This is a genomic window from Collinsella sp. An268 (assembly GCF_002159765.1).
Classification (GTDB): Bacteria; Actinomycetota; Coriobacteriia; order Coriobacteriales; family Coriobacteriaceae; genus Coprousia.
Genome location: NZ_NFJH01000001.1, coordinates 258,290 through 284,256, shown reverse-complemented (window position 1 = coordinate 284,256; position 25,967 = coordinate 258,290). Strand labels below are relative to the sequence as shown.

Annotated in this window: 24 protein-coding genes and 4 tRNA genes; 1 reads left to right on the top strand and 27 read right to left on the bottom strand. The window is 66.3% G+C overall.

From position 1 onward, the window contains the following. Positions 1-55 precede the first annotated feature (55 nt). The 19 genes from coaBC to B5F70_RS01250 form a co-directional block, all read right to left on the bottom strand. Positions 56-1,279, bottom strand: coding sequence for a bifunctional phosphopantothenoylcysteine decarboxylase/phosphopantothenate--cysteine ligase CoaBC (gene coaBC, locus B5F70_RS01340; protein ID WP_087203753.1), 1,224 nt, complete (start codon positions 1,277-1,279; stop codon positions 56-58). Next, positions 1,276-1,995 carry a C4-type zinc ribbon domain-containing protein gene (locus B5F70_RS01335; protein WP_143753900.1) on the bottom strand — a complete coding sequence of 240 codons (720 nt, stop codon included), beginning with the start codon at positions 1,993-1,995 and terminating at the stop codon, positions 1,276-1,278. Before B5F70_RS01335 ends, coaBC begins: the two co-directional genes overlap by 4 nt. Beyond that, positions 1,992-2,801, bottom strand: a complete 810-nt coding sequence (locus B5F70_RS01330; RefSeq protein ID WP_087203751.1) for a Nif3-like dinuclear metal center hexameric protein — start codon at positions 2,799-2,801, stop codon at positions 1,992-1,994. The genes B5F70_RS01335 and B5F70_RS01330 overlap by 4 nt, the downstream gene beginning before the upstream one ends. Before the next feature lie 34 nt (positions 2,802-2,835). Continuing rightward, positions 2,836-3,999, bottom strand: coding sequence for an aminotransferase class V-fold PLP-dependent enzyme (locus tag B5F70_RS01325; protein WP_087203750.1), 1,164 nt, complete (start codon positions 3,997-3,999; stop codon positions 2,836-2,838). Positions 4,000-4,007: 8 nt separating this feature from the next. Beyond that, positions 4,008-4,685, bottom strand: a complete 678-nt coding sequence (gene rpe / locus B5F70_RS01320; protein WP_087203749.1) for a ribulose-phosphate 3-epimerase — start codon at positions 4,683-4,685, stop codon at positions 4,008-4,010. A gap of 3 nt (positions 4,686-4,688) precedes the next feature. Further along, entirely contained in the window at positions 4,689-5,708 is a 1,020-nt protein-coding gene (locus tag B5F70_RS01315) for an NAD(P)H-dependent glycerol-3-phosphate dehydrogenase (RefSeq protein WP_087203748.1), read from the bottom strand. After that, positions 5,705-6,373 carry a glycerol-3-phosphate 1-O-acyltransferase PlsY gene (plsY, locus tag B5F70_RS01310; protein ID WP_239462992.1) on the bottom strand — a complete coding sequence of 223 codons (669 nt, stop codon included), beginning with the start codon at positions 6,371-6,373 and terminating at the stop codon, positions 5,705-5,707. The genes B5F70_RS01315 and plsY overlap by 4 nt, the downstream gene beginning before the upstream one ends. 2 nt (positions 6,374-6,375) lie before the next feature. Then, positions 6,376-7,710, bottom strand: coding sequence for a ribosome biogenesis GTPase Der (gene der / locus B5F70_RS01305; protein ID WP_087203747.1), 1,335 nt, complete (start codon positions 7,708-7,710; stop codon positions 6,376-6,378). Between the two features lie 22 nt (positions 7,711-7,732). Next, positions 7,733-9,142, bottom strand: coding sequence for a DUF512 domain-containing protein (locus B5F70_RS01300; protein WP_087203746.1), 1,410 nt, complete (start codon positions 9,140-9,142; stop codon positions 7,733-7,735). Further along, positions 9,139-9,984, bottom strand: coding sequence for a 4-hydroxy-3-methylbut-2-enyl diphosphate reductase (gene ispH / locus B5F70_RS01295; protein WP_087203745.1), 846 nt, complete (start codon positions 9,982-9,984; stop codon positions 9,139-9,141). Before ispH ends, B5F70_RS01300 begins: the two co-directional genes overlap by 4 nt. A 2-nt stretch (positions 9,985-9,986) precedes the next feature. Then, entirely contained in the window at positions 9,987-10,712 is a 726-nt protein-coding gene (locus tag B5F70_RS01290) for a lysophospholipid acyltransferase family protein (RefSeq protein ID WP_241145861.1), read from the bottom strand. Beyond that, positions 10,709-11,395, bottom strand: coding sequence for a (d)CMP kinase (gene cmk / locus B5F70_RS01285; RefSeq protein ID WP_087203744.1), 687 nt, complete (start codon positions 11,393-11,395; stop codon positions 10,709-10,711). The genes B5F70_RS01290 and cmk overlap by 4 nt, the downstream gene beginning before the upstream one ends. Continuing rightward, positions 11,396-12,253 (bottom strand): pseudouridine synthase, encoded by an 858-nt coding sequence (locus tag B5F70_RS01280; RefSeq protein ID WP_239462993.1) that lies wholly within the window; start codon positions 12,251-12,253, stop codon positions 11,396-11,398. Further along, positions 12,246-12,959, bottom strand: a complete 714-nt coding sequence (scpB, locus tag B5F70_RS01275) for an SMC-Scp complex subunit ScpB (protein WP_087203743.1) — start codon at positions 12,957-12,959, stop codon at positions 12,246-12,248. Before scpB ends, B5F70_RS01280 begins: the two co-directional genes overlap by 8 nt. A gap of 42 nt (positions 12,960-13,001) precedes the next feature. Next, positions 13,002-13,802 carry a segregation/condensation protein A gene (locus B5F70_RS01270; RefSeq protein ID WP_087203742.1) on the bottom strand — a complete coding sequence of 267 codons (801 nt, stop codon included), beginning with the start codon at positions 13,800-13,802 and terminating at the stop codon, positions 13,002-13,004. Positions 13,803-13,856: 54 nt separating this feature from the next. Continuing rightward, a complete protein-coding gene (locus B5F70_RS01265) occupies positions 13,857-14,537 on the bottom strand; it encodes a site-2 protease family protein (protein ID WP_087203741.1) in 681 nt (226 codons plus the stop codon). A 9-nt stretch (positions 14,538-14,546) separates the two neighbouring features. After that, positions 14,547-14,846 carry a hypothetical protein gene (locus B5F70_RS01260; RefSeq protein WP_087203740.1) on the bottom strand — a complete coding sequence of 100 codons (300 nt, stop codon included), beginning with the start codon at positions 14,844-14,846 and terminating at the stop codon, positions 14,547-14,549. Next, complete coding sequence (locus tag B5F70_RS01255; protein WP_087203739.1) at positions 14,833-16,869, bottom strand: ABC-F family ATP-binding cassette domain-containing protein; 2,037 nt, start codon at positions 16,867-16,869, stop codon at positions 14,833-14,835. The genes B5F70_RS01260 and B5F70_RS01255 overlap by 14 nt, the downstream gene beginning before the upstream one ends. A gap of 95 nt (positions 16,870-16,964) precedes the next feature. Next, a tRNA-Val gene (locus tag B5F70_RS01250) sits at positions 16,965-17,039 on the bottom strand. A 233-nt stretch (positions 17,040-17,272) separates the two neighbouring features. Between B5F70_RS01250 and B5F70_RS01245 the strand changes: the two genes are divergently transcribed. Then, positions 17,273-17,348, top strand: a tRNA-Ala gene (locus tag B5F70_RS01245). Positions 17,349-18,608: 1,260 nt separating this feature from the next. Here the strand turns inward: B5F70_RS01245 and B5F70_RS01240 are convergent. The 8 genes from B5F70_RS01240 to B5F70_RS01205 form a co-directional block, all read right to left on the bottom strand. Further along, positions 18,609-18,681 (bottom strand) — tRNA-Ile (locus tag B5F70_RS01240). 50 nt (positions 18,682-18,731) lie between these two features. Next, positions 18,732-18,804, bottom strand: a tRNA-Ala gene (locus B5F70_RS01235). Between the two features lie 81 nt (positions 18,805-18,885). After that, entirely contained in the window at positions 18,886-20,610 is a 1,725-nt protein-coding gene (locus B5F70_RS01230) for a proline--tRNA ligase (protein WP_087203874.1), read from the bottom strand. 30 nt (positions 20,611-20,640) lie between these two features. Beyond that, complete coding sequence (gene ispG, locus B5F70_RS01225) at positions 20,641-21,705, bottom strand: flavodoxin-dependent (E)-4-hydroxy-3-methylbut-2-enyl-diphosphate synthase (RefSeq protein WP_087203738.1); 1,065 nt, start codon at positions 21,703-21,705, stop codon at positions 20,641-20,643. A gap of 12 nt (positions 21,706-21,717) precedes the next feature. After that, on the bottom strand, positions 21,718-23,085 hold the full coding sequence (locus B5F70_RS01220) for a site-2 protease family protein (RefSeq protein WP_087203737.1): 1,368 nt from the start codon (positions 23,083-23,085) through the stop codon (positions 21,718-21,720). A 30-nt stretch (positions 23,086-23,115) separates the two neighbouring features. Continuing rightward, complete coding sequence (dxr, locus tag B5F70_RS01215; protein WP_087203736.1) at positions 23,116-24,282, bottom strand: 1-deoxy-D-xylulose-5-phosphate reductoisomerase; 1,167 nt, start codon at positions 24,280-24,282, stop codon at positions 23,116-23,118. Further along, positions 24,279-25,172 carry a phosphatidate cytidylyltransferase gene (locus B5F70_RS01210; protein WP_087203735.1) on the bottom strand — a complete coding sequence of 298 codons (894 nt, stop codon included), beginning with the start codon at positions 25,170-25,172 and terminating at the stop codon, positions 24,279-24,281. The genes dxr and B5F70_RS01210 overlap by 4 nt, the downstream gene beginning before the upstream one ends. Before the next feature lie 3 nt (positions 25,173-25,175). Beyond that, positions 25,176-25,967, bottom strand: a complete 792-nt coding sequence (locus B5F70_RS01205) for an isoprenyl transferase (RefSeq protein ID WP_087203734.1) — start codon at positions 25,965-25,967, stop codon at positions 25,176-25,178.

The following is a 25,967-nucleotide window of genomic DNA, read 5'->3' as shown; positions in this document are numbered from 1 at the left end:
CTTTACTCAACTCTTCCGGTGAATGCAAGGACTATTTTGCGATTCACCACAGGAGCTATACAGCGGCCGCCAACGCATGGGCTCGGGTGAGGATTTCCTCGGCGAGGGCGCGCTTGGTGAGCGTGGGGAGCTCCTCCTCCCCCTGCGCGTCGATCCACCACGCCTTATTGGTGTCGCTTCCGAATCCCGAGTCGGGGCGCGTTACGTCGTTGGCGACTAGGGCGTCGCAGCCCTTGCGCGCCAACTTCGAACGCGCATGGACCAGCAGGTCGTCCGTCTCGGCGGCAAATCCGATGACCCGCCTCGGGCCCTTCTCACGCGCGAGCGCGGCGAGGATGTCCACGGTGGGGACAACGGGGATGTCCTCGAGCGGCCCATCCTCCTTCTTCAGCTTATGCTGAGACAGCACGGCGGGTCGATAGTCGCTCACCGCGGCGGCGCATACGGCGAGGGTGGCGCGCTCGAACGCGGCTCTCGCGGCGTCGTGCATCTGGGACGCCGTCTCGACGGAGACGACGCGTACGCCGGAGGGCGCGGCGATCGCCGTCGGCCCGAGCACGAGCGTCACCTCGTCGGCGCCCAGATCGCGCGCCGCCTCAGCGAGTGCGATGCCCATCTTGCCCGAGGAGCGGTTGCCGATGAAGCGCACGGGGTCGATGGGCTCGAAGGTGGGCCCAGCCGTGATGAGGACGCGCTCGCCGGCGAGTTCGCGGGAGCGCGGGAGCGCGTCGAGCGCCGCCCGTGCGATGCGCTCGGAATCGGCGAGGCGGCCCTCGTCGATGTCGCCGCATGCAAGATATCCGGAATCGGGACCGACGAAGGCGATGCCGCGGCCCTTGAGCACGGCGACGTTCTCGCGCGTCGCCGCGGCACGCCACATTCCGGAGTTCATGGCCGGCGCCACCACGATAGGAGCCGGCGTGGCGAGCAGTGTGGTGGACATCAGGTCGTCGGCGATCCCATGCGCCATCTTGGCTAGGATGTTCGCCGTCGCCGGCGCCACGAGGACCACATCGGCCTCCTGAGCGAGCGAGATGTGGTGGATGGGGTCCTCGGGGTCATCGAAGAGACCGAGGGCGACCTTCTCGTGCGTGAGGGCGCGGAACGTGACGGGGTCCACGAACCGGGTGGCGTGCTGGGTCATGAGCACCTTCACCCGGGCGCCCGCCTTCTGCAGGAAGCGCACGATCTCGCAGGATTTGTACGCGGCGATGCATCCCGTCACGCAGACGAGGACGCGGGGTTGCGCGACGGCTGAGGTTTCCGGCTGATCGTTCATGCGCGCTCAGGCTCCTCTCGAAGCAGGAGACGGCCGCAGTACGGGCACGTGGCGATATCCCCCTCGCGGACGAGGTCGTCGAGCGAGGCCTCGGTCAGCTTCATGCGGCAGACGGAGGGTGTGTCGCCGTGTAGCACCTCGACGCCGATGCCGTGGTGCGCGCGCACGGAGGCGGTGTAGCGCTGCAGCAGCCCCTCGTCGATGTTAGCGGCGCAAGCCTCTCGCTCGCGGCGTGCGGAGGCGACGCGCTCCTGCACTTCGGTGGCCGCCTCCTTGGTGGCCTGCGCCTCGGCGATGAGGCTCTCCTCGAACTTCTGCGTATACTGCGACACCTTGGTCTCGCGCTCCCGAGCCTCGGCGAGGGCGCGGCGCTTGTCGTTCAAAGAGAAGGCAATCTTATCGAGCTTCTTGGCCAGATCGGAGAGCTCGACCTCCAGCGCCTGCACCTCGCGGTAGTCCTTAAGGCGCTGGGCGTCTTCCTGGGTGATGGTCACCTCGTCCTCCGTCGCCTTCTGCTCGGCAACGAGGTCCTCGATCTCCGCCTCGAGATCCTTGCGCACACCCAGTAGACGCGCCTCCTCGCTCTTGAGCTTCTGATAGGCCGCGCGCTTGCGGGCGAGCTCCTTGAGCGCGGGCAGCTCGCGCAGGGTCTGCTCATCTCGATCGAGGGCGAGGTCGAGTTCTTGCATCTTCATAAGAATCGCAGCGGGGGTCATCGAATCTCCTCTTCCCGATAGGAACGCCATTGGCGATGCTCGTTAAGTATACTAACCTGCTCCGTCTGAACGCCCGCTTCACGCGCACAGGCGGCGAGGACCGACGCAAACGGCAGCTCAGACGCATCGTGGCCGATGAGTATCACCGAGCAGCCGCGCGCCGTCAAGTCCTGGCAGACATGATAGCCGGCTTCGCCGCAGATGACGGCTCCCGCGCCGTCCGCAAGGGCGTATGCGCCCACGTCGCCGAGAGATCCGCCGAGAAGGGCGTAGCGCGTGACGGGCATATCGCTTGCCCGCCAGATGCGCGGAACGCTCATAAATGCCGTGGCCGCCCGACCTGCAAGATCGTCCAAGAGCACGGGGCGCGTGTCGATAAGGGCGCCTAGCCCCGGTGCTTCGGGGTCGCGGGGATGCTCCAAAGAGCTCACCGGCACGGCCCCCATGAGGCCCGCGAGGCAGCGGCGCGCTTCGACCGAGCGGTCGAGGTTCGTGTGAAACGAGAGAATCGCGACGCCGCTTTTCACGGCGGCCCACACCGTTGCCGCAGCCATGGGCGTCGAGGCGCCGGGAACCGGGCTAAAGGTGTCGGGCGCCTTCAGATAGACCGGATGGTGCGTGATGAGGACGTTCGCCCCCCGGGCCGCGGCCGCCTCCACGTGGGCGGGCGTCGGGTCGAGGGCGCAGGCGACGCCCGCCACCTGCGCCTCGGGGTCGCCGACCGATAGGCCCACATGGTCCCACGGCTCGGCATCCGAGACGGGAAAACGCGCGAAGAGCCGGGACTCGAGCTCTTTGACGAGCATGCGCTTCAGCTCCTTTCCAAGATGCGGGGATACCCTACACCATATCGCGGAGAACATCGGCAAACCGCGTGAGCGACGAGGGGTCGACGCGGTCATCGAACGAGATGCGCAGCGAGCCCGCCGCCTCATCTGCGGTGAGACCCATGGCCCGAAGGACGTGGCTCGCCGCGGTGGAGCCGCTCGAGCAGGCAGACCCCGCGGAGACGGCGAAACCGGCGGCATCGAGCCTAAGCACGAGCTCCTGGCTGTCGGCGCCCTCGATGAGCACCGAGACGATACCGGGCAGGCGGTCCACCTGAAAGGGATCCCCCATGCTCGCACGGATTCGAGGATGCGAGAGGAGGCGCCGGTAGAGGTCGTCGGCAAGGGCCCCGACGCGACATCTCTCCTCGGCGACATGCGGGCCGAGCGCGCGGGCCACGGCCGCCAGGGCGAGCGCACCGCGCACATCCTGCGTCCCCGCACGGCGTCCCGCCTCCTGTCCGCCTCCGAAGACGCGCGGACGCAGCGGCGTGCGTGAGGCGAGGTAGAGCGCGCCCGTCGAGACCGGTCCACCGACCTTGTGGCCGGCGAGGGACAGGGCGTCGACGCCGAGCTCCCCCACATCGAAGGGGATGTGCAGGTATCCCTGGATGGCATCGGTGTGGATGCGGGCACCCGCCTCGTGGGCTACGGCGGCGAGCTCGCGCACGGGCTGGATGACGCCCGTTTCGTTGTTGGCGAGCATGATGGAGACGAGGGCGACGTCGCGGCCCATGAGGTCCCGCAGCGCCCCCGGCTCGACAACGCCCTGCCGGTTGGGGTACACGAGCGCGGTCTCAAAGCCGGCGGCGCGCAGGAGCGGCAGGTTGTCGAGGATCGCGTCGTGCTCGATAGCGGAGACGACCACGCGCGTGCGCGTACGGTCGCGCTCGCGCACGCCCTCGGCGATCCCCAGCAGGGCGAGCTGGTCCGCCTCCGTGCCGCCTCCGGTGAGTACCACCTCGGAGGGCCTGATGCGCGCACCGAGCGACCGGGCTATAGAGCGCCGTGCCTCCTCGAGTGACTGCGCGGCGGCGCGTCCGAGGCGGTGCAGCGCGTTGGGGTTCGCGCCCGCGATCGGTGAGGCATCGTAGGTGCGCTCCGCCTCGCGCGCCTCGTGCCTGAGAGGCGTTGAGGCGGCGAAGTCGAGGTTGACGATTGGGGCGACGTCGGCCATCAGGGGCCCTATGCGCGCGGAGCGCGCGCGGCCTCGCCGGCGTCGCGCAGGTCGCGCACCATCTGGGCGGGGTCGTCGGCACCGAAGACGGCTGAGCCCGCTACGAGCAGGTTGGCGCCGGCCGCGACGACGCGATCGATGGTGGCGAGCGAGATGCCGCCGTCGACCTCGATGAGCGGGTCTGCGTCATGGGCGCGGCAGAGCTCGGTGAGCTTACGGAGCTTCGCCACGGTGCCCTCGATGAAGCTCTGACCGCTGAATCCCGGGTTCACGCTCATGAGCATGACCACATCGACATCGTCGATGATGTCCTCGAGCATGCACACCGGCGTCGAGGGGTTGAGCACAACGCCCGCCTTGATGCCGCGGCTCTTGATGTGGTTCACGACGCGGTTCAGGTGCGAGGCGGTCTCGTAGTGGACGGTGACGAGGTCGGCGCCGGCATCGATGTACCAGTCGATGGTCTCGTCGGGGTTCGTGATCATAAGGTGCACGTCAAGCGGCAGGTCGGTCAACCCCTTGCAGGCGCGCACCATCTCGGGACCGAAGGTGAGGTTGGGGGTGAAGTGCCCGTCCATGACGTCGATATGTACGTAATCGGCGCAGCTGATGCTCTCAAGGCTGTGGGCGAGGTGGCCCAAGTTGACTGAGAGTATGGAGGGTGCGATCCGGATGGGGTGCGTCATGGGTTAGCCTCTTTCCGTGGGAGTGATGCCGTAGAACTCTTCTGTGGGGAACCGGTCGGTGAGGATGCCGAGGGCCTCGTCGATACCCATGCCGTGGTAGAGCGTGTTCTCGAGCGCGAAGGTGAGGGGCGCGTCGACGCCGAGCGCACGGGCGAGCTCGGCGGTGCTGCGCGCCGCGGCGGCGCCCTCGACCACCATATGGGTGCGCCTCTGGTACTCATCGAGCGACTCTCCTTGGGCGAACGCGACGCCGAAGGAGCGGTTGCGGGAATGCGGCGAGGTGCACGTTGCCACGAGGTCGCCCATGCCGGCAAGACCCATGCAGGTCATGGGATCCCCGCCGCGGGCGGACACGATGCGGCTGATCTCGGCGAGGCCGCGCGTCATGATGAGGGCGAGCGTGTTGTCTCCGTATCCCACACCGGCGGCGATGCCGCAGACGATGGCGATGACGTTCTTCACGGCGGCGCATGTCTCGACGCCGATCATGTCCTGCGAGGTGTAGATGCGAAAGACCGGCGAGATGAGGAGGGTCTTGAAGAACTCCGCGACGACGGGGTCCGGGGAGGCTACCACGGCGGCGGAGAGGCTGCCGCGGCAGATCTCCTCGGCATGATTGGGTCCGGAAAGGGCCGCCACGCGCTCGGGGCGCCCGATCTCGTCGGCGACGACCTCGCTCATGAGGGCCCCCGTACCGGCCTCGATGCCCTTCGTGAGGCAGAGGACGGGCGTGTCCTTAGCGATGTCGGGCGCCGCGCCGCGGATGGTCGAGCGGATGAAGGGCGAGGGCACGACGACGATGATCCCGTCGGCCCCGGCAAGCGCGTCCGCATAGGATCCCGAGGCGGTGACGTTCTCAGGAAGCTCGTAATCGCTGAGGTAGAGCGGGTTCACGTGGCGTTCGTTGATGCCGCGCGTCGACTCCTCGTCAAACGACCAGAGCTCGACTTCGTCGGCGTGAGCTGCCGCCACGCCTGCGATTGCCGTGCCCCATGAGCCGGCGCCGATGACCGTTATCTTCACTTGGGCTCCCCTTTCTTCTTGAACGAGAGCTTCGATTCCGTACCCGCGCGCAGGCGGCTGATGTTTCCTCGATGCGCCCACACGACGGTCCACCCCAGCAGCGCCCAGACCGCGAGCGCGGCGAGGGGCAGGTATGGGAACGCAAGGTGCACGGTCAGGGGTACCACGGCTGCTGTGGCGATGGAGCCCACGGACACGTAGCGCGTGAGCGCGACGAGCACGATGAAGATGGCGAGATGGATGAGGGCGAGCGGCCAGCAGAAGCCGAAGAGGATGCCCACGCCCGTGGCGATGCCCTTGCCCCCGTGGAACTTGAGGTACGGAGAGAAGATGTGGCCGTAGAGCGCGGAGAGCGCTACGAGGGCGACCATGAGGTCGACGGGCACGTCGGGCGTCCACGAGTTGCCGCCGATGACGACATCGCGGAACACCATGACGCAGACCATGCCCTTGAGGAGGTCGAAGGCAAGGGTAAGGGCGGCGACTTTGGGGCCGCCCACGCGCAGGGCGTTCGTGGTGCCGATGTTGCCGGAACCCTCCTTCTGGATGTCCTTGTGCATGGTGAGCGCGATGATGATCTTCCCGAAGGGGATGCCGCACACGAGGTAGGATGCGACCATGGTGATGGCGGTGTAGAGAACCGCCGCGCTCATGCCGTCAGCCATGGCTAGTCACCTGCCTTGTCGGCGGTCTTCGCGCGGAAGCGCAGGCGTACGGGCGTGCCCTTGAGCTCGAACTTCTCGCGCATGCGGTTCTCGATGTAGCGCGCATAGGTATCGTTCACGAGGTCGGGATGGTTCACGAAGAAGGTGAACGCGGGCGGCTCGACTCCGGTCTGGGTGACGTAGTGCATGCGCAGACGGCGCTTGCCGTCGACGACGGTGTGCCCGAATTCGCGCAGGTCGGTGAGGAACTGGTTCAGGCGGGCCGTGGAGAGCTTCTGCGCGCGGTGTTCTGCCGCGCTGTCGACCATCGCCCAGATCTTCTCGACGGAGCGGCCGGTGAGGGCGGAGATGCGCAGGAACTCGGCCCACGGAGCCATCGTCAGCCGCCGGTCGACCGTCTCCATCACTTGCTCACGGGCTCGGTCGTCGGTGAGCAAGTCCCATTTGTTGAGAAGCACCACCAGGGCGCATCCGCGCTCGATGGCGAGGTTCGCGACCTTCTGGTCCTGCTCAGTTACGCCCACCGAGGAGTCCACGACGAGGAGCGCCACGTCGGCGCGGTCGATGGCGCGCAGGCCGCGGACCATGGAGTAGTACTCGATGTTCTCGTATACCGTGCTCTTCTTGCGGATGCCGGCGGTGTCGACGAGCCGGTAGCGGCGCCCGTCGCGTTCGACGATCGTGTCGATGGCGTCGCGCGTGGTGCCCGCGACGTCGGAGACGATGGAGCGCTCGCGGCCGATGATCTTGTTGAAGAGCGAGGACTTGCCCGCATTGGGCCTGCCGATGATGGCGACGCCGAGCGCCTCGGGATAGTCGTCCTCGTCGACGGTCTCCTCGGGAAGCACAGCGATGAGGTCGTCGAGCAGGTCGCCCGTGCCGTGACCGTGCGTGGCGGATATGGGGATGGGGTCGCCTACGCCGAGCGAGTAGAACTCCCAAAGGCGCTCCTGCTCCCGGTCAGGGTTATCAAGTTTGTTGACGAGGAGAAACGTTGGTTTCTTGACGCGCTTGAGCAGGCGGGCGACCGTCTCGTCCTCCTCGGTGACGCCGACCGAACCGTCGACGACGAAGAGGATGGCGTCCGCCTCCTCGGCGCCGGCGAGCGCCTGGTCGCGGATGCTGGCGGCAAAGACGTCGTCGCTCTTCAAGGGCTCGATGCCGCCGGTGTCGATAAGGGTGAAATGGCGGCCGTTCCAGTCGGCGTCATGGTAGCTGCGGTCGCGCGTGACGCCGCGGCTCTCGTGCACGATGGCGTCGGCGGTCTCCGCCAAACGATTCACCAGGGTCGACTTGCCCACGTTGGGGCGGCCGACGACGGCGACGATCGGTTTCATATATGCTCCTTTGCCGGGCGCGCTAGGCAAGTGCGCCCTCGATAGCGTTGAGAAGGTCGTGCGGGAGCGTGGCGGCTACGTATGCCACGGCGCCGCGCGCGGCCAGGCGGTCCAACAGGTCATCACGATGATAGCCGTCCAAGGTGAGCCCGTCTGCGTTGAACATCACGTCCGGCAGAAAGAGCATAACACCGGTGAGGTCGCCGGGAAGCTGCTCGATAAGGTCGCATCCGCAGATCAGCCCCGTCACGTCTACGTTTCCGCCGAAGTAGCGGTTCTCGATGGCAAGCACCCGACCGCAAAGCGGGCGCGCCTCTACGAAGCCCGCGACCGTATCGCGCGCGGCCTCTCCCGATACCGCAACGAGGGTAAGCGCGCGCTCCTCAAGCTGCATGGCGACGTGAGCCAGACGCTCCCCCTCCTCGGAGAGCAGGCGATGCGTATCGTCAAGATAAGAGCGCACCATGCCGATGCCGTCGTAGAACTGGGGGTATCCGTCGTACCATGCCGCGGGCGGCACCTCTATACCCGCATCGAGGTAGAACTCGTCGGAGAGCTGGAACACGGTGCGACCCGTGCGTGCACGGGCGCGCTCCTGATACGGGCGGACCATATCGATGACGGCGCGCGCGGAGGCTGGGTCATCGGAATATGAGGAGGAGAATCGCTTCTGGAACTTCGTGTAGCCGAGCGGGACGATGCCCAGGCTCGTGATGGCGGGGTGGGCCTCGGCGTAGGCGAGCGTGCGAGCGAGCTCGTCGCCGTCGTTGAGGCCCGGGCACAGCACGATCTGCGCGTGGATCTCGATCCCTGCCCCCATGAGGCGCTCGAGCACCTCGATGCCTCGCGATGCGTTCTTGCCCATGAGGCGGCGGCGCACGTCGGGCGAGACCGCATGCAGCGAGACGTTCATCGGGCTGAGCTGACAAGCGACGATCCGGTCTGCCTCGGCGTCCGTGACGTTGGTGAGCGTGACGAAGTTGCCCTGGAGAAAACTCAGGCGGTAATCGTCATCACGGATATAGAGCGAATCGCGCATGTGCGCGGGCAGCATGGTCATAAAGCAGAAGACGCAGCCGTTCACGCAGGTGCGCATGCCGTCGAACACCGCGCCGTCGAACTCGATGCCCCAGTCCTCGCCGGGGAACCGCTCGAGGGTGCAGGGGTTGTACGAACCGTCCCGCGGGTCGTAGACGACAAGGTCGACGGCGTCGTCATCTGCCTGCCAGAGCCAAGTGACCATGTCGGTGAGCGGCTCCCCCTCCACCTTGGTGACGACCATAGAGGGCTCGATGCCGGCGTCCCACGCGGGCGAGTTCTCGCGCACCGCGGCGACACGGCCCCCGAGGGGCGCTCCCTCAGCAGGCGCGGGCTGAGGGTCCCCGTACCCGGCGCCGCCCTGAGCATACGGGGTATCGCCGACGCCGCTCATGCGTCCATCAGCGCCTCGACGCGCTCGCGCGTGCGCTCGATCTGCTGGGCGGGGGTCGAGGCGCCCGCCGTAATGCCGATGAGGGAGGCGCCGGACAGCCAGGACGACTCGATTTCGTCGGCATCCTCGATATGATGGGTGCGGGGGCAGCGGCTCTGGCAGATCTCGGCAAGACGGCGCGTGTTGCCCGAGGAGCGCCCGCCGATGACGATCATGACGTCGGCGCGCCCTGCGAGCTCCGCCGCGGCACCCTGACGCTCGGCGGTCGCCTCGCAGATGGTGTTCACGACCTTGAGCTCCCGCACGCGCACGGCGAGGGCGCCCACCACGGCCGAAAGCGTCGCCGCCGTCTGCGTGGTCTGGACGACGACGCCGACGCGCTCGGCGTAAGCGTTGCGCGCGACATCGTCCGCATCGCTTACGACGACAGCGTTCTCCCCTGCGTGTCCGAGGATCCCGACGACCTCCGGATGTCCGCACTCCCCTACGACCACCACCTGGTAGCCGTCTTCGCTAAGGCGCGCGGCGGCGCGGTGGACGCGCTTGACATAGGGGCAGGTCGCGTCGATCACGGTAAGCCCGCGCTCCTCGGCCTCGGCGACCACGGCGGGCGTGACGCCGTGCGCGCGAATCACGAGCGTGCCCCGCTCTGCCTCAGCCGGCGTCTCCGCCGAGGCGACGCCCCGCGCGGCGAGATCGGATACGACGGAGGGGTTATGGATGAGCGGTCCCAGCGTGTGCACGGGCTGCTTGGGAGCCGCCGCCGCCTCGAGCGCCATCTTGAGGGCGCGCTCCACGCCGTAGCAGGCGCCCGCTTGGCGCGCGATCTCGATCGATGCCATGCCTACCTCCTGCCGGGATGCTCACGGCGGAGCTCGTCGCGCACGCCGTACATGCGCGCGATCGCCTCGTCCTCGAACCACTGAAGTCGCTCGGAGCGCTTGAGGCCCTGCGGCGCGTCGGAGAGATGCACGCGGGGCGCGCAGCGCATCCAGGTCTTGACGGGCCGCATGAGGTGCTTGCCCTCGGGCGTCACGTCGCGAAATCCGCATACCGCCATGGGGGCGATGTCGGCCTTGCCCATCTGCGCCATGAGAGCGAATCCCCCGTGGACCTCCACGGGCTGGTCGTCGCTGCGGATTCGCGTCCCTTCGGGAAAGATGAGGACGTCCTCGCCGCGCTGCAGGGCATGCTGCGCGCGGCGCAGCGCCTTCATATCAGCCGTTCCGCGCTCCACCGGGATGCCCCCCACGCGCGCGAAGAACCAGCGCACGATGGGATTCTTGTTGAACTCCGACTTCATGATGGGGCGAACCCGGCGCCCCGAGCGCACGATGTGCGGCACGAGCGACACGACCTCCGCCATGGAGGTGTGGTTGCAGATGATGACCGAGCCGGTATCGCCCTCAGGTTCCAGATAGGAGGCGTTCTCGACGTTCCAGCGCCACATCAGCTTGCTGAAGACGAAGAGGATCGCGATGACCACCAGATAGAACCCGCGGAACACCGCCGGGTAGTCGCGCATGGCGTTGTCGTAGAAGTCGTCGCGCGTGTAGTGGAAGAGCTTCACCGGGCCCTCCTCTCAGCGATGAGGGAGGCGACGCGCGCCACCACCTCGTCGATCGTGAACGCCGTGGAATCGAGCACGACCGCGTCCGGCGCGGCGGCGAGCGGGGCCAGGGCGCGGGAGCTGTCGAGGGCGTCGCGGCGCTCGATGGCGGCACGGGTTTCCTCGATTTCTGCGGCGAGCGCGCGCTCATCCGTCGCGCTATCGCCGTGCCGCTGGAGAACGCGGCGCCGCGCCCGCTCTGCCGGGTCAGCCGTGAGGAACACCTTGATATCGGCATGGGGGAAGACCACCGTGCCGATGTCGCGCCCCTCGGCAACGACATCGCGCCCCTCAGCGAACGCGCGTTGCGGGACGAGCATGGCGGCGCGCACGCCCGGATACGCGGCGACCTGCGAGACGCACGCATCGATGCGCGGCGTGCGGATGGCATCGCTCACGTCGACCCCGTCGACCTCTACGCGCGTCGTCGCACCCTCTTTGGGCGGAAAGGTGAGCGTGATGCCCTCGGCCAAGCGGTCGACCGCCTGCTCATCTTCGAGCGCGATGCCGCGGTCGAGGGCGGACAGCGCCACGGCGCGATACATCGCACCCGTGTCGAGCTTCTCGAATCCATATCGATGCGCTATCTCGCCCGCAATGGTCGATTTTCCCGAGCCGGCGGGCCCGTCGATGGCGATTATCATCTATCTTCCTTCCCTTTCGAGGTGTTCGATCGTTTCAGATGCCGCGGCCGCGGCCGAGCGGAGGCGTCGCACCTCATCGGCATCGAGCAGCCGCCAGGTGCCGGGGGCGAGCTCGCCCAGCGAGAGGTCCCCCATGCGGTCGCGGTGCAGCGCGAGGACCGGATGGTGCAGCGCGCCGAACATGCGCTTCACCTGGTTCTTGCGCCCCTCGCGCAGCGTGATCTCGACCGGGGTCGCAGAGCCCAGCAGGAGGCGTTCGCGCAGCTCCGGCCACAGGAGCGCTGCTGCGGCGGCGTCCCAGAGTGCGGTGGGTGCGGGCTGGCAGGGACCGTCGTCGAGCGTGATGCCCCGGCGAAGCGGCTCCAGCTCCCCGTCGGCCATGGTGCCGTCGACGACGGCGACGTAGTGCTTCGGCACATGATGGGCGGGGTGCAGCAACAGGTTGCCCAGATCCCCGTCCGTCGTGAACAGCAAGAGGCCCGTCGTGTCCTTATCGAGGCGCCCGACGGGAAAGAGCCCGGGATAGCGGTCCCCCGGAACAAGGGACGCCACGCACGGGCGCCCCTGAGGGTCCGCCATCGTGGTGAGATAGCCGGCAGGCTTGTGGAGCATGAGGTATACCGCGCCCTGGTTCAGGGTGACCGCGACCCCGTCGACGGCTACGCGGTCGCGGTCGACGTCGACCTTGGTGCCGAGCTCGGTCACGACACGGCCGTTCACAGAAACGCGGCCGGCGGTCATGAGCGCCTCGGAGCCGCGCCTGCTCGCCACGCCTGCACGGGCGAGAAAGCGCTGCACGCGCATGGTATGCGGATACCCGGTCGTCTCCTGCGGGCTGTCAGGCCGCCCCTCAGTCATCGAATTCCTCATCGGTCGCGTTGCCCACGAGCATGAGGTCGTCATCATCGTCGCCGTCGTACCCGTCGATGAGCTCGCGCTCCTCGGCCAGGTCCTCGTCCGCCTCCTCGAGCGTGGACTGGATGCTGCGGCCGGAGAGCCGCTCGCGGATGTACTGGCGCGACTGTTCGTCCGGCGCAAACTGCTCGAGGTCGGGCAGATCCTTCAGGGAGCGCAGGCCGAACTTCTCGAGGAAGGCGTTGGTCGTGCCGTACAGGATGGCCTGGCCGCGCTCCGGGTCGCGTCCGAGCTCGCGCACCAGCCCCTTGTCCACCAGAGACGAGATGACGCCGTCCGAGTTCACCCCGCGTATGCCGCGGACCTGCTCGCGCGTGGCGGGCTGGTGGTACGCGATGACGGCGAGCGCCTCGAGCGCCGCTTGGCTGAGCTTCTGGGTGTCCCACGACAGGACGAACGACTCCACCTGCTCGTGGAAGGCCGGATGGGTGAACAGGCGCCACCCGCCGGCGACCTCGCGCAGCTGGAAGCCGCGGTTCGCCTCCTCGTACTCGACCTTGAGCTCGGCCAAGAGCGACGCCGCCTCACCGGGAGCGATGTCGAGCGCCTGCGCGAGCGCGCTGGCGCTCACCGGGTCGCTCGACACCAGGAGCAGCGCCTCGAGCGCCGCTTTGGGTGAGAGCGGGTTCAACTTCTCCAGATCTTCCATCTTCTATATCTAACCAATCCCTTCGCGCCCGGGGCGCATCGGCTATTCCTCTACGGTGAGCGCCTCGCCCGGATGGTACTCGGGGGCGCCGGGCACGCGCTCGATCATGATCTCGCCAAAGTTCTCCTCTTGGGTGAGCAGGAGCGCGCCGCGCTTCGCGAGCTCGAGTATCGCCAGAAAGGTCGAGACGAGCTGGTCGGTTGTCTCCGCCCCGGCGATGAGGTCGCTGAAGGTGCATGAGCCCTTAGTGGCGGTGAGGCGGTCTACCGAGGCGACGGTGAGCTCCAGCGGCACGCGATGCGGGGCGACGTGCTCGGCCTCCAAAAGAAACGTCTCGCGCCGGCTGTCGAGATCCGCGCATATGACGGCGAGACCGCGAAGGGTGATGCCGGCAAGGTAGTCGGGCATGAGGTTCAGAAAAGCAGGGTCAGGCCCGGCGACGCGCGGATGCATGCGGCTCTCCGCCTCCATGCGCGCCCCGAGCGCCGATGCGGCGCCCTTGAACTGCTTATACGCGATGAGGCGCTGGATGAGCACCTCGCGCAGGGCATCGGCGTCGAGGCCTGCCAGCTCGTCGTCCTCCTCGAGCTCGTCGCCGGAGGGGCGACTCGCCTCCTCGGGAACGAGCGATGCGGCCTTGATATCGAGCAGGGTCGCCGCGACGAGCAGGAAATCGCTCGCAACGTCGAGGTCGACGTCGGTCATGCGGTCGACCTCGGCGAGATACTGCTCGGCGACCTCGGCGATGGATATCGCACCGATATCGACCTTCTGACGGCTGACGAGCTGGAGCAGAAGGTCGAAGGGGCCGGTATAGCCCGCCGTGCTCACGCGATAGGACATGCCGCTCCCCTCCTTTGCCCTCGATGCCCCTGTTGAGGCGCAGGTTCTCCCATTCTAGCCCAACGCAAGCCCGGTCAGAAGGTCGAAGAGCGGGTAGACGGTGAAGTTGAAGTAGATGCCCACGAGGTCGATGCGCAGGACCTGGGGTACCAGATAGAGCACGATGATGAGGATCGGCATCGCATAACGCTGGATTTGATAGTACGTATCGAGCGCGCGGCCCGAGAGGAAGGGCACGACGAGCGACGACCCGTCGAGGGGCGGCAGAGGTATGAGGTTGAAAAAGGCGAGCGACAGGTTGCAGAGGACGGCGAGCTGCAAGAACGTGGCCGCCGCGTAGAGCGCCCGTGCGGTGCTGGGTGTAAAGGACAGGCCCGCAACGCCGTGGAGCAGCAAGGCGAACGCCACCGCAAGGACGATGTTCGACACGGGCCCAGCCAGCGATACGATGACCTCGTCCCGTTTGGGGTGCTTGAGATTGCCCAGGTACACGGGTACGGGTTTGGCGAAGGCGAATACGGGCCCGCCGAGCACGATCATGATGAGCGGCAACAGCACGGTGCCGAAGGGGTCGATATGCGCGAGGGGGTTGAGCGAGACGCGCCCCCGTGAGCGCGCGGTCTTGTCGCCGAGCGCCCAGGCAGCGAGGGCGTGGGCGCTCTCGTGCACGCAGAGCCCCACGATGACCGCAAGAGCCTGCATGAGGAGGTAGAGGATATAGGAGAAGTCCAGCATGCTCACTCCCTAATGCCTGAGCGCATCGGCGATGCGCAGCAAGACGTAGTCCGCGAGGAAGAGGACGAGGGCGACGATAACGAAATCGAGGCGGAACACGCCGCCGAACGGCGTGGCCACAAGGCCCCATCCGGCAATGACGGCGGGCAGCACCTGCGCGATGTCGAGTACGAGGTTCACGATGCCGAGACGCGTCGCCATGCCGGAGAACGAGAGCGCGATCGTCAGGGCGATGAGCCCGATGGCGCACAGCCTGAGCCCCCAAGCGAGAAGGGTGCAGGCGAGCGCGGCCGCTTTACGCCCCGACATGAGAGGTCTCCTCTTCGATCTCGGTCGAGAGCTCGAGCCATTCGTCCTCGGCGGCGGCTATGCGCTTCTTGAGATCGTTGTATTCGGAGAGCGCGGCGGCGAAGCGGTCCTGATCTGCGTACAGCTCCTCGGAGGCCATGAGCGCCATGAGCTCGTCGTAGCGCGCCCGGTCTCGCTCGAGCTCCCGGTCGATTTTTGCCAGACGGTCGCGTTTCGGCTTCAGGCGCTTGTTGAGGGCGGCGCGCGCCTCGGCCTCGGCCCGGCGCTGATCGCGTGACTTATGGCTCTCGCGCGCGGGCTCCCCGCGCTCCTCGGTGCGATGCACGCGCGGTACGCGCCGGGCAGGCGCGGCTGCTCGGGGCTCAAGGGTCGAAGCTGCCGCTTCTTCTGCCGCCGCCGCGCGCTGCGCCAAATCCTCGCGCTTGTAGAGGTAGTACTCGTAATCACCGTCGATCACCGTCATCTTACCGTCGCGGATGTCAATGACGCGATTCGCCACGGCGCGCACGAGATGCTCGTCATGGCTGATGAGCACAATGGTGCCCGGGAAGTTCTTGAGCGCGCTCTCGAGTATATCGACCGAGTCGATGTCGAGGTGGTTCGTGGGCTCGTCGAGGCAGAGCAGCGCCTCGGGCGCCACGAGCATCTTGGCGAGCGCGAGTCGCGCCTTCTCACCGCCCGAGAGCACCCCGACGCGCTTATCGACGTCCTCGCCTGAAAAGAGGAAGGCGCCGAGAAGGCTCCGCTGCTGCGGCACGGTCCACGTCGGAGCGACGGTATCGATCTCCTGCAGCACGGTGTTGGCCTCTTTGAGACCTTCCAGCTGATGCTGGGCGTAATAGGCGACACCGACGTTGACGCCAAGCTCACGCGTGCCAGACGTCGCTGGCTCGATGCCGGCGAGGATCTTCATCAGCGTCGATTTGCCGGCGCCGTTGGGTCCGACGAGCGCCACATGGTCGCCGCGGTACAGCGTAAGGTCGATGCCGTCGTAGATCTTCTTGTCGTCATAGGATTTGGAGACGTCTGAAAGCTTCACCACCATATCGCCGGAACGGGGCGGATCGGGAAACTTGAAGTCGACATGCTTGTGTCCCTCGGGAAGGATCACGAGCTCGCTTTTGATCTGCTCGATGCGCCGTATGCGCTCCTGCGCCTGGGCAGCCTTGGTCGGCTTGTAGCGAAACTTATCGACGAATACCTGCATATGCGCGATCTCGCGCTCCTGGGCGGCGCGCTTGGCGCGCATCTGCTCGAGGTTGTCCTCGCGCTGCTTGAGATAGGCGCTGTAGTTGCCGGTGTAGGTGGTGATGCGGCGGTTCTCGATGGCGGCGACATGGTCTACGCAGGCGTCCATGAACGCACGGTCATGGGAGACGATCAGCACGGCGCCCTCGTAGGAGGCGATGAAGCCGCGAAGCCATTGAACGCTCTCGAGATCGAGGTGGTTCGTGGGCTCGTCGAGGAGCAGCACATCGGGGTGGCGGAGAAAGAGTTTGGCGAGCGCGATGCGCATCTGCCAACCGCCGGAGAATTCGGCGCAGGGCTTGTCGAAATCAGCGACCGGGAACCCCAGGCCGGCGAGAATCTGCCGCGCGTTGCTCTCGAGCTCGTAGCCTCCCAGGCGCTCGAAGCGGTCCTGAACGTGTCCGTATTCGTCTAAGAGCTGCTGGGGGACCTCGCCCGTCTCCCCCGCCTCGGCGATGCGGAGCTGGAGCTCCTCGGCACGCTCGCCGAGCTGCCTGATCTCCTGAGCGGATGCGACCACCTCATCGATGACGGCAACATCGGAGGCGAGCTTCGTCTCCTGTTCGAGATAACCGACATTCACGCCCTTGGCGAAGGTGATCGCGCCGGCATCGGGGGAATCGATGCCCATGATGATCTTGAGCAGGGTTGTCTTGCCCGCGCCGTTTGGCCCCACCAGGGCGAAACGGTCCCGGGGATTCACCTGAAAGGAGGCGCCGGAGAACAGCACGCGGCTGCCAAAGCTCTTCTCGACCTTGTCCACATTCAGAATCATCGTGCGTCATCCCTCGGTGCGGTCCGTTGCGCGGGCAACAGCTGTGTCTTCCTAGCAAAAGGGCCGGGGATTTCTCCCCGGCCCCGAACAGGTGATGGTGGGCGTTACAAGATTTGAACTTGTGACCCCTTCCGTGTGAAGGAAGTGCTCTACCCCTGAGCCAAACGCCCCTGTGCTTTTCAGCGATAGCTACTATAGCATGGACGTCCATGTGCGCCAACCCCCAATTTCAAATCTCTCCACAAGTCCGCTATCCGGCGGAGCTCGGCAAGGCATCTCGCGGCACATGGAACCGATGGCGTCCGTCTCCGTCTCCCCGATGCCCCCAACGTCGCATCGCAACTTTTTTCGAAATGCCGCTTGCAATGTCGTGCGCAATTTCGTATAGTCTTCTCCGTTGCTTGGGGGCGTAGCTCAGCTGGGAGAGCGCTTGACTGGCAGTCAAGAGGTCAGGGGTTCGATCCCCCTCGTCTCCACCATCGACTTTTCTGACCCTGCTCAGGCAGGGTCTTTTCATATTCATTCACGTTATAGCGTGCATGCGCATCGGCCGAATACACGTCCCGGCCCTCTTCGGAGAGGGCCGGGACGACTGTGACTCAACGATTGTTTGGATGACGGCGCCATGAGCCCCACATGCCTACGTGAGCGGCGCAACGCGAGGGCACCTATGATGACCCCGAATAAGCCTGTAAGGGCCGCGATCCCCATCGTGACAGGAGCCGCATCGCCCGCCTTGGGCAGCACCCCGTGATCATGCCTACCGGATACGGGCTCTTCGGCACCGGGATCGGTTGAGAAGCCCGAACCTCAGCCCTCACCCGGGTCGGAGTCCGGTGAGGGTTTTGAGTCGGGCACAACATAATCACCCGGCTGCGGCACCGTTTCCATATGCGTTGTGCTGAAGGCGCAATAGGGAGATCCAAGCGTGCCCGCTAAGACGTACAGCCTCCCCTCGTAGGCGATCGTCGAGCTCATATGCAGAAACTCCGCAGACGCGCGCTTGCAAAAGGCAACAGGGACGGCGCAGGCCTGTGTCCTAGGCCTCGTCGTGGTATAGCGCTATACCTGCGAGAAGGCTTGGGAGACGTAGCTCTGGTGGCGCGTGCCGGGGCATGTCCTCTTGAGTGCCTTCGCGAGGCCGTCCCCGCCGTCGGACGCTATCAGCACACGGCCTTGCGGCCGAGGTGGATCCCGTCCACGTAGACGACCCTCCTCGGCGCCTCAACCTTCGGCGGCATGGGCCGTATCTCCTAGAAGCGGGCCGTCTTCCGCCTGAAGGTCCGCCCGCCGCCCGGCATGTCGGCCTGCCTCTTCCCGGTGGGCAGCCTTGACAGGAGGAGGTCGAGCAGCTTAGCCGCGTTGTCGATCCTCCGCACCGTGCTCGAGCCGCAGGACGTGCACCTCCACCGCGTCCTGCCCGAGCTCGTCCTGCCGTTCCTCTTCATCTTCGCCCCGCACAGGGGGCATGCGTGAGCCTTCATCGGGAACCCGCCTCATCGACCAACTTCTCAGGTAGTTTCAACATGGTCTAGCTGGGGTTACGCGGCAAACCGGACACACATTCTGTCCAAGCGGGCAGTTGGCGCTAACCAACTTCCCGAGCTTATTTACATGCGTCTACCTGTAAGAACGGGGCGATATGGGACACACATTTTGTCCTATAACCCGCGCAGTACCTCGTCGAGAATTCACGCCATATGGAAAGACCCCGCATGGCGGGGTCTGAAAAGTGCGGGTGGGCCCAGCAGGATTCGAACCTGCAACCCAGGGATTATGAGTCCCCTGCGCTAACCGTTGCGCCATGAGCCCGATAGCAAAGCGGCCTCTGAGTTTACCCAGAGGCCGCGAGATCACTTGGGTGGAGACGAGGGGGATCGAACCCCTGACCTCTTGACTGCCAGTCAAGCGCTCTCCCAGCTGAGCTACGCCCCCAAGCGGTGCGGGAAATACTATACGGAAACTGCCGGTACGTTGCAAGCGAAAACCGGCAAAAAGTTTTCGCTTGTGAAGATACTACGAACGGACGGCGTACGAGGAGCGGGCGGAAGCGACCATCTGGGTTACGTGCGCAACGATGCCCTCCAGCTCGATGTCGGAGCGCTCCCCCGTGGCGCGGTCCTTGCACTCGACCGTGCCGTTGGCAAGTCCGCGCTTTCCGACCACGATCTGATACGGGAAGCCCATGAGATCGTTGTCGGCGAACTTCACGCCCGGGCGCTCGGCCCGGTCGTCGAAGACGACGTCAAGCCCAGCGGCGGCGAGCTCGCGGGCGATGCGCTCGGCCTCGTCGAACGCCTCGCCCTTCTTGTCGAGTGCGATGACGGAGACCTCGTAAGGGGCAACCGGAAGGGGCCAGACGATACCGTGCTCGTCGTGATGCTGCTCGACGATGGCAGCGAGCGTGCGCGAGATGCCGATGCCGTAGCAGCCCATGTAGAAGGGCTGCTCGCGCCCGTTCTCGTCTGCAAAAGTGGCACCCATCTTGGCAGCGTACTTATCGGGACCGATCTGGAAGACCTGCCCGCACTCGATGCCGCGGCCGCCGTGGAGCGGTTTCCCGCAATGGGGGCAAGGGTCGCCGGGAATGACGGTGACGAGGTCCTCCCACGCGTCGACGGTGAAGTCACGTCCCGGACAGGCCCCGGTGTAGTGGAAGTCAACCTCGTTGGCGCCGCAGGTCCAGCTTTGGCTCGCCTCGAGCGAGCGGTCGCAGACAAGGCGGATGCCCTCGGGCAGGCCGACGGGCCCGATGAAGCCCTTGAAGAGCCCGTGCTCCTCGAGCTCCTCATCGGTCATGAGGCGATAGCCCGCACCGAAGACCTTGGCGGCCTTGATGTCGTTGAGCTCGTGGTCACCGGGCACGATGGCGACGACCGGAGCCCCCTCGCCATCGATCAGCGCGAGGGACTTGCGCGTCCCGTTCTCCGGGAAGCCGAAGAACTCCGCCACGGCCTCGATCGTGCCGAGCCCCGGGGTGGAGACCTTGGTGAGCGTGCCGTCGCCCGGCCCCTCCGTCACGGTGACGGTGGTCGAGGCGGCCTCATCGTCTGCCGCGAAGCCGCAGTCGCACCACACGAGCGACGCCTCGCCCGCCTCAGCGAGCGCCATGTACTCGATGGAGGAGTCACCGCCGATCTCGCCGGAATCGGCCGCGACGGGCAGGGCCTTCAGGCCGCAGCGTGCGCAGTAGCGCTCATAGGCGCCCTTCATGTCCTCGTAGACCTCGGAGAGGCTTTCCTGCGTAGCGGAGAAGGAATAGGCGTCCTTCATGATGAACTCGCGGCTTCTCATGAGGCCGAAGCGCGGGCGCAGCTCGTCGCGGAACTTGTCCTGGATCTGATAGAGCACCACCGGCAGCTGCTTGTAGCTCTTGAGCTCGTTGCGCACGAGGTCGGTGAACGTCTCCTCGTGCGTGGGCCCGAGGCAGAAGGTGCGCTCGTGGCGGTCGGTGAGGCGCATGAGCTCGGGGCCGTAGGCGCCGATGCGCCCGGACTGCTCCCACAGCTCGGCGTCGGTGAGGATCGGGGCCATCATCTCCTGCGCGCCGATGCCGTCCATCTCATCGCGGCAGATGGCCTCGATCTTCTGGATGGAGCGCCAGGCGAGCGGCAGGTAGCTGTAGAGGCCGGACGCCTGCTTGCGGATCATGCCGGCCCGCAGCAGGAGCCGATGGCTGGCGAGCTCCGCCTCGGCCGGATCCTCCTTGAGGGTCGGCGCATAGAGGCGGGACATCTTCATAAACGACATGCTTGACTCCCTAGTCGTAGGTTACAACTGGTCTATCTCGGCAAACAGCTCATCGATGATAGCATCCTCATCGACTTTGCGCAGCACCTCGCCATGGCGGAAGATGAGGCCGCAGCCGCGCCCGCAGGCGACGCCCACGTCGGCCCCCGACGCCTCGCCGGGGCCGTTGACGACGCATCCCATCACCGCGACGGAAATGGGCTTGCCGACGCGCGCGAGACGGCGCTCGACCTCCTCGGCGATGGGAATGAGGTCGACCTGCGTCCGCCCGCACGTGGGGCAGCTGATGAGCTCCGGGCCGCGGCGCCTGAGGCCCAGGCACTCGAGGATGCCCCAGGCGACCGGCGGCTCCTCGACCGGGTCGGCCGTGAGCGAGACGCGGAGCGTGTCGCCGATCCCCTCGGCGAGGAGCACGCCAAGGCCGACCGAGCTCTTGATGGTGCCCTGCCGCACCGTACCGGCCTCGGTGACCCCGAGATGGAGCGGTACGTGCGGGAGCTCGCGCGAGAGGGCGCGATAGGTGGCGATGGTCGTCGGCACGTCATGGGCCTTTGCGGAGAGCACGATGGAGGTGAACCCGCGCGCCTCGAAATGCTCGACGAACCTAAGCGACGAGGCGACGAGCTTCTCGGGCAGTGTGAGGTCGTCGCGGGCCGCGAGATCGTCTTCAAGCGATCCGGCGTTCACGCCGATGCGAATCGCTGCACCGGTCTCACCCGCCTTGTCGATGACGGCATCTACCTTATCCCAGGAACCGATGTTGCCGGGGTTGATCCTGAGCTTGGCGGCGCCTGCATCGAGCGCGCCCAAGGCAAGGCGGTAATCGAAGTGGATGTCCGCCACGATGGGAACCGGCGCCGCGGCGCAGATCTCGGCAAACGACGCGAGCGCGGCCTTGGTGGGCACCGATACGCGCACAAGGTCGCACCCGGCGTCCGCCAGGGCCCGGACCTGGGTTAGGGTCGCGTCCGTATCTGCCGTATCGGTCGACGTCATCGACTGGACGACGACCGGCGCCCCGCCGCCCAAGGGCACCCCGCCGATGGACAGCCGGCGCGTCGCGCTGCGCGGGACGGATTCTGTCATGAAGACCCCCTTCTACAGGATGAAGCGCACGATGTCGAGGCGCAGCATGTACAGGAACAGCAGTCCGAAGAGCGCCACGCCCACGTAGGAGATGCGCTCCTGGACTTTAGGCGACACCGGACGGCGGATGATCGCCTGTATGACCTCGATGAGGAGCTTGCCGCCGTCGAGCGGGGGTATGGGCAGGAGGTTCATGAAGCCGAGCGAGAAGGAGATGAGGGCGCTTACGCTCAAGAACGTGGACGCACCGCTCTCGGCCGCCGCGGCCGCCATAACGGAGATGCCGACCACCGAGGTGGAGCTGTTCAGCACCTCCATGGTGTGCTGGGGATTGAGGAGGTTTCCGATGCTCTGCGCCGTCATGGCGAGGTACGACCAGGTCACGCGGGCTGCCTGGCCGATATCAAGGTGCACCGTCTCCTGCGGGACGTTGATCCCGAGGGCGCCCTCATCATCGAGGGTCGCCGTGATGGTCAAGGCATCGCCGCCGCGCTCGATGGCAAGGGACGCCGCTCCGCCCGGACCGACGGTCTCGAGCTCGTCGCCGACCTCCGTAAACGTGGCGGTCTCGACACCGTTGACGGCCGTGATGACATCACCCGCCTCGATGCCCGCGGAATCGGCGGGTGACCCCGCCTCAACGGAGCCCACTTGGTTGATATCGAGCGACACCGTGACACCCACGAGGCTGTAGATGGCCATAAGCAGGAGAAACCCGGTAACCAGGTTGACGGCGACGCCTGCAACAAGGATGAACGCGCGCGCCCAGAAACCCTTGCCGGCATAGGTGCGCGACCGCTCCGCCTGGAAGAACTCCTCGTCGGGCGTGGGCGGCGCCCAGACCTCGCCCTCCGCCGTGGCATGGGCGCGGTCGAAACCACGTCCGTCGTAGAGCGTGTTGCCCTTGGCATCGCGCGGCATGGCGGCGTACGTGGTCGCATAGTACACACCGGGCCGCTCCCCCGCCTCGGTGTCGTAGACCGATGCGATCGACCCCCAGTCGGCCAACTGGATGCAGGCCGCCATGACGGCGTCCTCCGAGACGGAAAGACTCTGGGCGAGATCCTCGACGGTCGCTTTGCCCCTGCGGTGCACCGACCCCAGGACGCGCGCGGCGAGCGCGCTGTCACCTTCCGGCTCCATGCCGCACACCATCGCGTACCCGCCGAGCAGTATCGGCGTCACGCCGAACTTGGTGCCGATGCGCCGAGACGCGCGGTGCAGGTTGAAGCGGCAGGGCAGGCCGAGGAAGAACTCCGTCACCCTCACGCCCATCAGACGGGATGCGAGAAAATGCCCACCCTCGTGAACGAAGACGAGCAGTGAGAGCATGAGCAGGCCCCAGAATACCGTGCGCACGACGGTGAGGATTCCCTCCATACCTTCGACTCCTTTGAGCGGGGCGATGCGCTAGGCGTGCGCCTTCAGGTAGGCGCGGGCGCAGTCGCGGGCCCAGCGATCGACGTCTTGCAGCTGTCCGAGCGATTCTACCCGCTCGCGCTCGTGGGCGTCCAGGCAATGGGCGACGCAGGCGTCGATAGCAGTGAAAGAACACGCATCGGAAAGGAAGCTCGCGACGGCGACCTCGTTCGCAGCGTTGAGCACGCAGGGCATCGTGCCGCCCTCGCGTGCCGCGCGCTCGGCGAGGGCAAGGCAGCGGAACGCCTCGGCATCGGGCTCGGCGAATGTGAGTGACCCAATGGAGCGGTAGTCGATGCGCTCTGCGGGCGTGTCCCAGCGCTCGGGGTACGAGAAGGCGTACTGGATGGGTATGCGCATGTCGGAGGCTCCCAGATGCGCGATCACCGAGCCGTCGGCGTACTCGACCATGGAGTGGATGCGGCTCTCGCGCTGGATAAGCACGGGAATCTGCTCGACAGGAAGCCCGAAGAGCTGCATGGCCTCGATTCGCTCGAAGCCCTTGTTCATCAGCGTGGCGGAATCGATGGTGATCTTCGCCCCCATGCTCCACGTGGGATGGGCGAGCGCCTCGGCACGGGTGACACCGGCGAGTTCCTCCCGCGTGCGCCCGAAGAAGGGCCCTCCCGAGCAGGTGAGCCAGATAGCGTGTATGGGCTGGTGCTCCTCCCCCAGCAGGCACTGGAAGATGGCGCTGTGCTCGGAGTCCACCGGGAGCATCTGCTGGGGATCCGCCAGCGGCATCAGAAGGTCCCCGCCCACGACGAGCGACTCCTTGTTGGCGAGGGCGAGTCGCTTGTGCCCGGTAAGAACCGTGTAGCTGGCGGCGAGGCCCACGGCGCCGACGACCGCCACGAGCACCGTGTCGACCTCGGGAAGCTCTGCGAGCTCGGTGAGAGCCCCGGTTCCGAAAAGGATGCGCGTGGAGGCGGGGAGCTCGTCTAAGACCGGGTCGTGTCGATGCGCCTCGTCCGTAACCGCCACGAAGGGGCTGGAGAACTCGCGTGCCGCCTTGACGAGGACGTCCGTCTGTCGATGGGCGCTCAAGGCGACGACCTCCAGGCGGTCGGGGTGTTTCCGGCAGACGTCAAGCGCCTGCTGACCGATCGACCCCGTGCAGCCCAGGATCGCCACGCGCTGGCGCGCCCCTTCAATCATAGTACGCCTCCGATATAGAGCATGAGCTGCGCCGTGATGCAGCCGAAGATGAGCGAGTCGCAACGGTCGAGCATGCCGCCGTGACCGGGAATGAGGTTACCGGAATCCTTTACCCCCACGCCCCGCTTGATACGGGACTCGATGAGGTCGCCGAAAACACCGAGCACCGAGACCACCACGCCGGTAGCGAGGGCGAAGGGAAGCGACAGCGGGAACAGGTGCGTAGCCCACACGATGAGCCAGATGACGACAGAGCCGACGATGCCCCCGGCAAAGCCCTCCCACGTCTTCTTGGGCGAGATCTTGGGCGCCATCTTGTGCCGGCCGAACTGCCGTCCCACGAGGTAGGCGAAGGAATCGGAAACCCAGAGCGAGGCGCACGAACCGATGGCGAGAAGGGCGCCGGAGAACCCGGGCTCGGCATCGCGCAGAAGAACGATCGACGAGAGCATGAATCCGGTATAGAGCGGGCCCATGAGCGTGACGGCGACATCGGCGATGCGCGTGCGGGGCGTGTAGACGTACCACAGGCCGCAAGCGAGCACGAACAGGAAGATGAGGGCCGTCATGGTGATGCTCTCGCCCAGGGCCGTCAGGGGGAAGAGCGCGCTCACGATGATGCCGAGGGCCTGGTTGGGCACCTTGCCGTCCCGTCGCATCATCATGAAGAACTCGTAGCAGCAGAGGGCGCTGATAAGCGCGACGAAAAGTGCTGCCGAGACGGTGCCGCCCAAAAGGCAACCGATAAAGAGCGCGGCGTACACCACGCCGGAGACGATCCTTGTGGCGAGGGCGTGCGTGCTGTCCTTCGGCGGCTCGCTGACCTGGGGCCGCGGACGCCCCGCCGTCTCGTGATCGGTTGAGGGGCGTCCCGGTTGCGATTGATTCATCGTTTACGATTCCTTCGTGGCGGAAAGGCCCCCGAAGCGCCGGTCACGGCCCTGGAAGGCGATGATGGCGCGGAGGAGCTCCCAGCGGTTGAAATCCGGCCAATAGGTCGGTGTGATGTAGAACTCGGCGTAGGCGACCTGCCAGAGCAGGTAGTTGGAAAGGCGCATCTCGCCCGAGGTGCGCACCACGAGCTCGGGGTCGGGCAGGCCCGCCGTGTAGAGCTCACCGGCAACCGCGGCCTCGTCGATACCGGTCGGATCGAGCTCGCCGGCCGCCACCCGCTCCGCAAGCCTCCGTGCGGCCCGCGCGAGCTCCGCGCGCGCGCCGTAGTTGACCGCGAGGGCAAGCGTCATGCCGGTGTGCTGAGCGGTCTCCTGCAGGCCGTACTCGAATACCTCGCGCGTCTCCTTAGGGAGGGCGGAGATGTCGCCCAGGAACACAACCTTGACGTTCTCTCGCCTAAGGAGCGGCAGCTCCTGGATGAACGTCTGCGCGAACAGGTGCATGAGCAGGTTGACCTCGGCCTGCGGGCGCGACCAGTTCTCGGTAGAGAAGGCGTAGGCGGAGAGCACCTCGACATCGAGGCGCACGCACGCGGTGATGATCTCGCGTAAAGAGACGATGCCGGCACGATGGCCCTCGCCGCGCGCGAGGCCGCGCTCGGTGGCCCAGCGGCCGTTCCCGTCCATGATGCATGAGATGTGGCGCGGGATGCGGCTGCGGTCGAGCGCGGTAAGATCGATGCCGGCCGGGGGATTGGCGAAATAGGTCTCAAACGTTGCGTCGTCGCCCAT

Bases quoted from the DNA above. Each gene is read 5' to 3' on its own strand.
- rpe (WP_087203749.1), bottom strand. From the start codon at position 4,685: ATGACGCACCCCATCCGGATCGCACCCTCCATACTCTCAGTCAACTTG.
- B5F70_RS01330 (WP_087203751.1), bottom strand. From the start codon at position 2,801: ATGCTCGTCAAAGAGCTCGAGTCCCGGCTCTTCGCGCGTTTTCCCGTC.
- B5F70_RS01255 (WP_087203739.1), bottom strand. From the start codon at position 16,869: ATGATTCTGAATGTGGACAAGGTCGAGAAGAGCTTTGGCAGCCGCGTG.
- ispG (WP_087203738.1), bottom strand. From the start codon at position 21,705: ATGACAGAATCCGTCCCGCGCAGCGCGACGCGCCGGCTGTCCATCGGC.
- cmk (WP_087203744.1), bottom strand. From the start codon at position 11,395: ATGATAATCGCCATCGACGGGCCCGCCGGCTCGGGAAAATCGACCATT.
- coaBC (WP_087203753.1), bottom strand. From the start codon at position 1,279: ATGAACGATCAGCCGGAAACCTCAGCCGTCGCGCAACCCCGCGTCCTC.
- scpB (WP_087203743.1), bottom strand. From the start codon at position 12,959: ATGGAAGATCTGGAGAAGTTGAACCCGCTCTCACCCAAAGCGGCGCTC.
- der (WP_087203747.1), bottom strand. From the start codon at position 7,710: ATGAAACCGATCGTCGCCGTCGTCGGCCGCCCCAACGTGGGCAAGTCG.
- B5F70_RS01260 (WP_087203740.1), bottom strand. From the start codon at position 14,846: ATGTCGGGGCGTAAAGCGGCCGCGCTCGCCTGCACCCTTCTCGCTTGG.
- B5F70_RS01265 (WP_087203741.1), bottom strand. From the start codon at position 14,537: ATGCTGGACTTCTCCTATATCCTCTACCTCCTCATGCAGGCTCTTGCG.
- B5F70_RS01210 (WP_087203735.1), bottom strand. From the start codon at position 25,172: ATGAATCAATCGCAACCGGGACGCCCCTCAACCGATCACGAGACGGCG.
- plsY (WP_239462992.1), bottom strand. From the start codon at position 6,373: ATGGCTGACGGCATGAGCGCGGCGGTTCTCTACACCGCCATCACCATG.
- B5F70_RS01230 (WP_087203874.1), bottom strand. From the start codon at position 20,610: ATGAAGATGTCCCGCCTCTATGCGCCGACCCTCAAGGAGGATCCGGCC.
- B5F70_RS01335 (WP_143753900.1), bottom strand. From the start codon at position 1,995: ATGACCCCCGCTGCGATTCTTATGAAGATGCAAGAACTCGACCTCGCC.
- dxr (WP_087203736.1), bottom strand. From the start codon at position 24,282: ATGATTGAAGGGGCGCGCCAGCGCGTGGCGATCCTGGGCTGCACGGGG.
- ispH (WP_087203745.1), bottom strand. From the start codon at position 9,984: ATGGCATCGATCGAGATCGCGCGCCAAGCGGGCGCCTGCTACGGCGTG.
- B5F70_RS01270 (WP_087203742.1), bottom strand. From the start codon at position 13,802: ATGTCCTATCGCGTGAGCACGGCGGGCTATACCGGCCCCTTCGACCTT.
- B5F70_RS01205 (WP_087203734.1), bottom strand. From the start codon at position 25,967: ATGGGCGACGACGCAACGTTTGAGACCTATTTCGCCAATCCCCCGGCC.
- B5F70_RS01325 (WP_087203750.1), bottom strand. From the start codon at position 3,999: ATGGCCGACGTCGCCCCAATCGTCAACCTCGACTTCGCCGCCTCAACG.
- B5F70_RS01220 (WP_087203737.1), bottom strand. From the start codon at position 23,085: ATGGAGGGAATCCTCACCGTCGTGCGCACGGTATTCTGGGGCCTGCTC.
- B5F70_RS01300 (WP_087203746.1), bottom strand. From the start codon at position 9,142: ATGAGCGGCGTCGGCGATACCCCGTATGCTCAGGGCGGCGCCGGGTAC.
- B5F70_RS01280 (WP_239462993.1), bottom strand. From the start codon at position 12,253: ATGACTGAGGGGCGGCCTGACAGCCCGCAGGAGACGACCGGGTATCCG.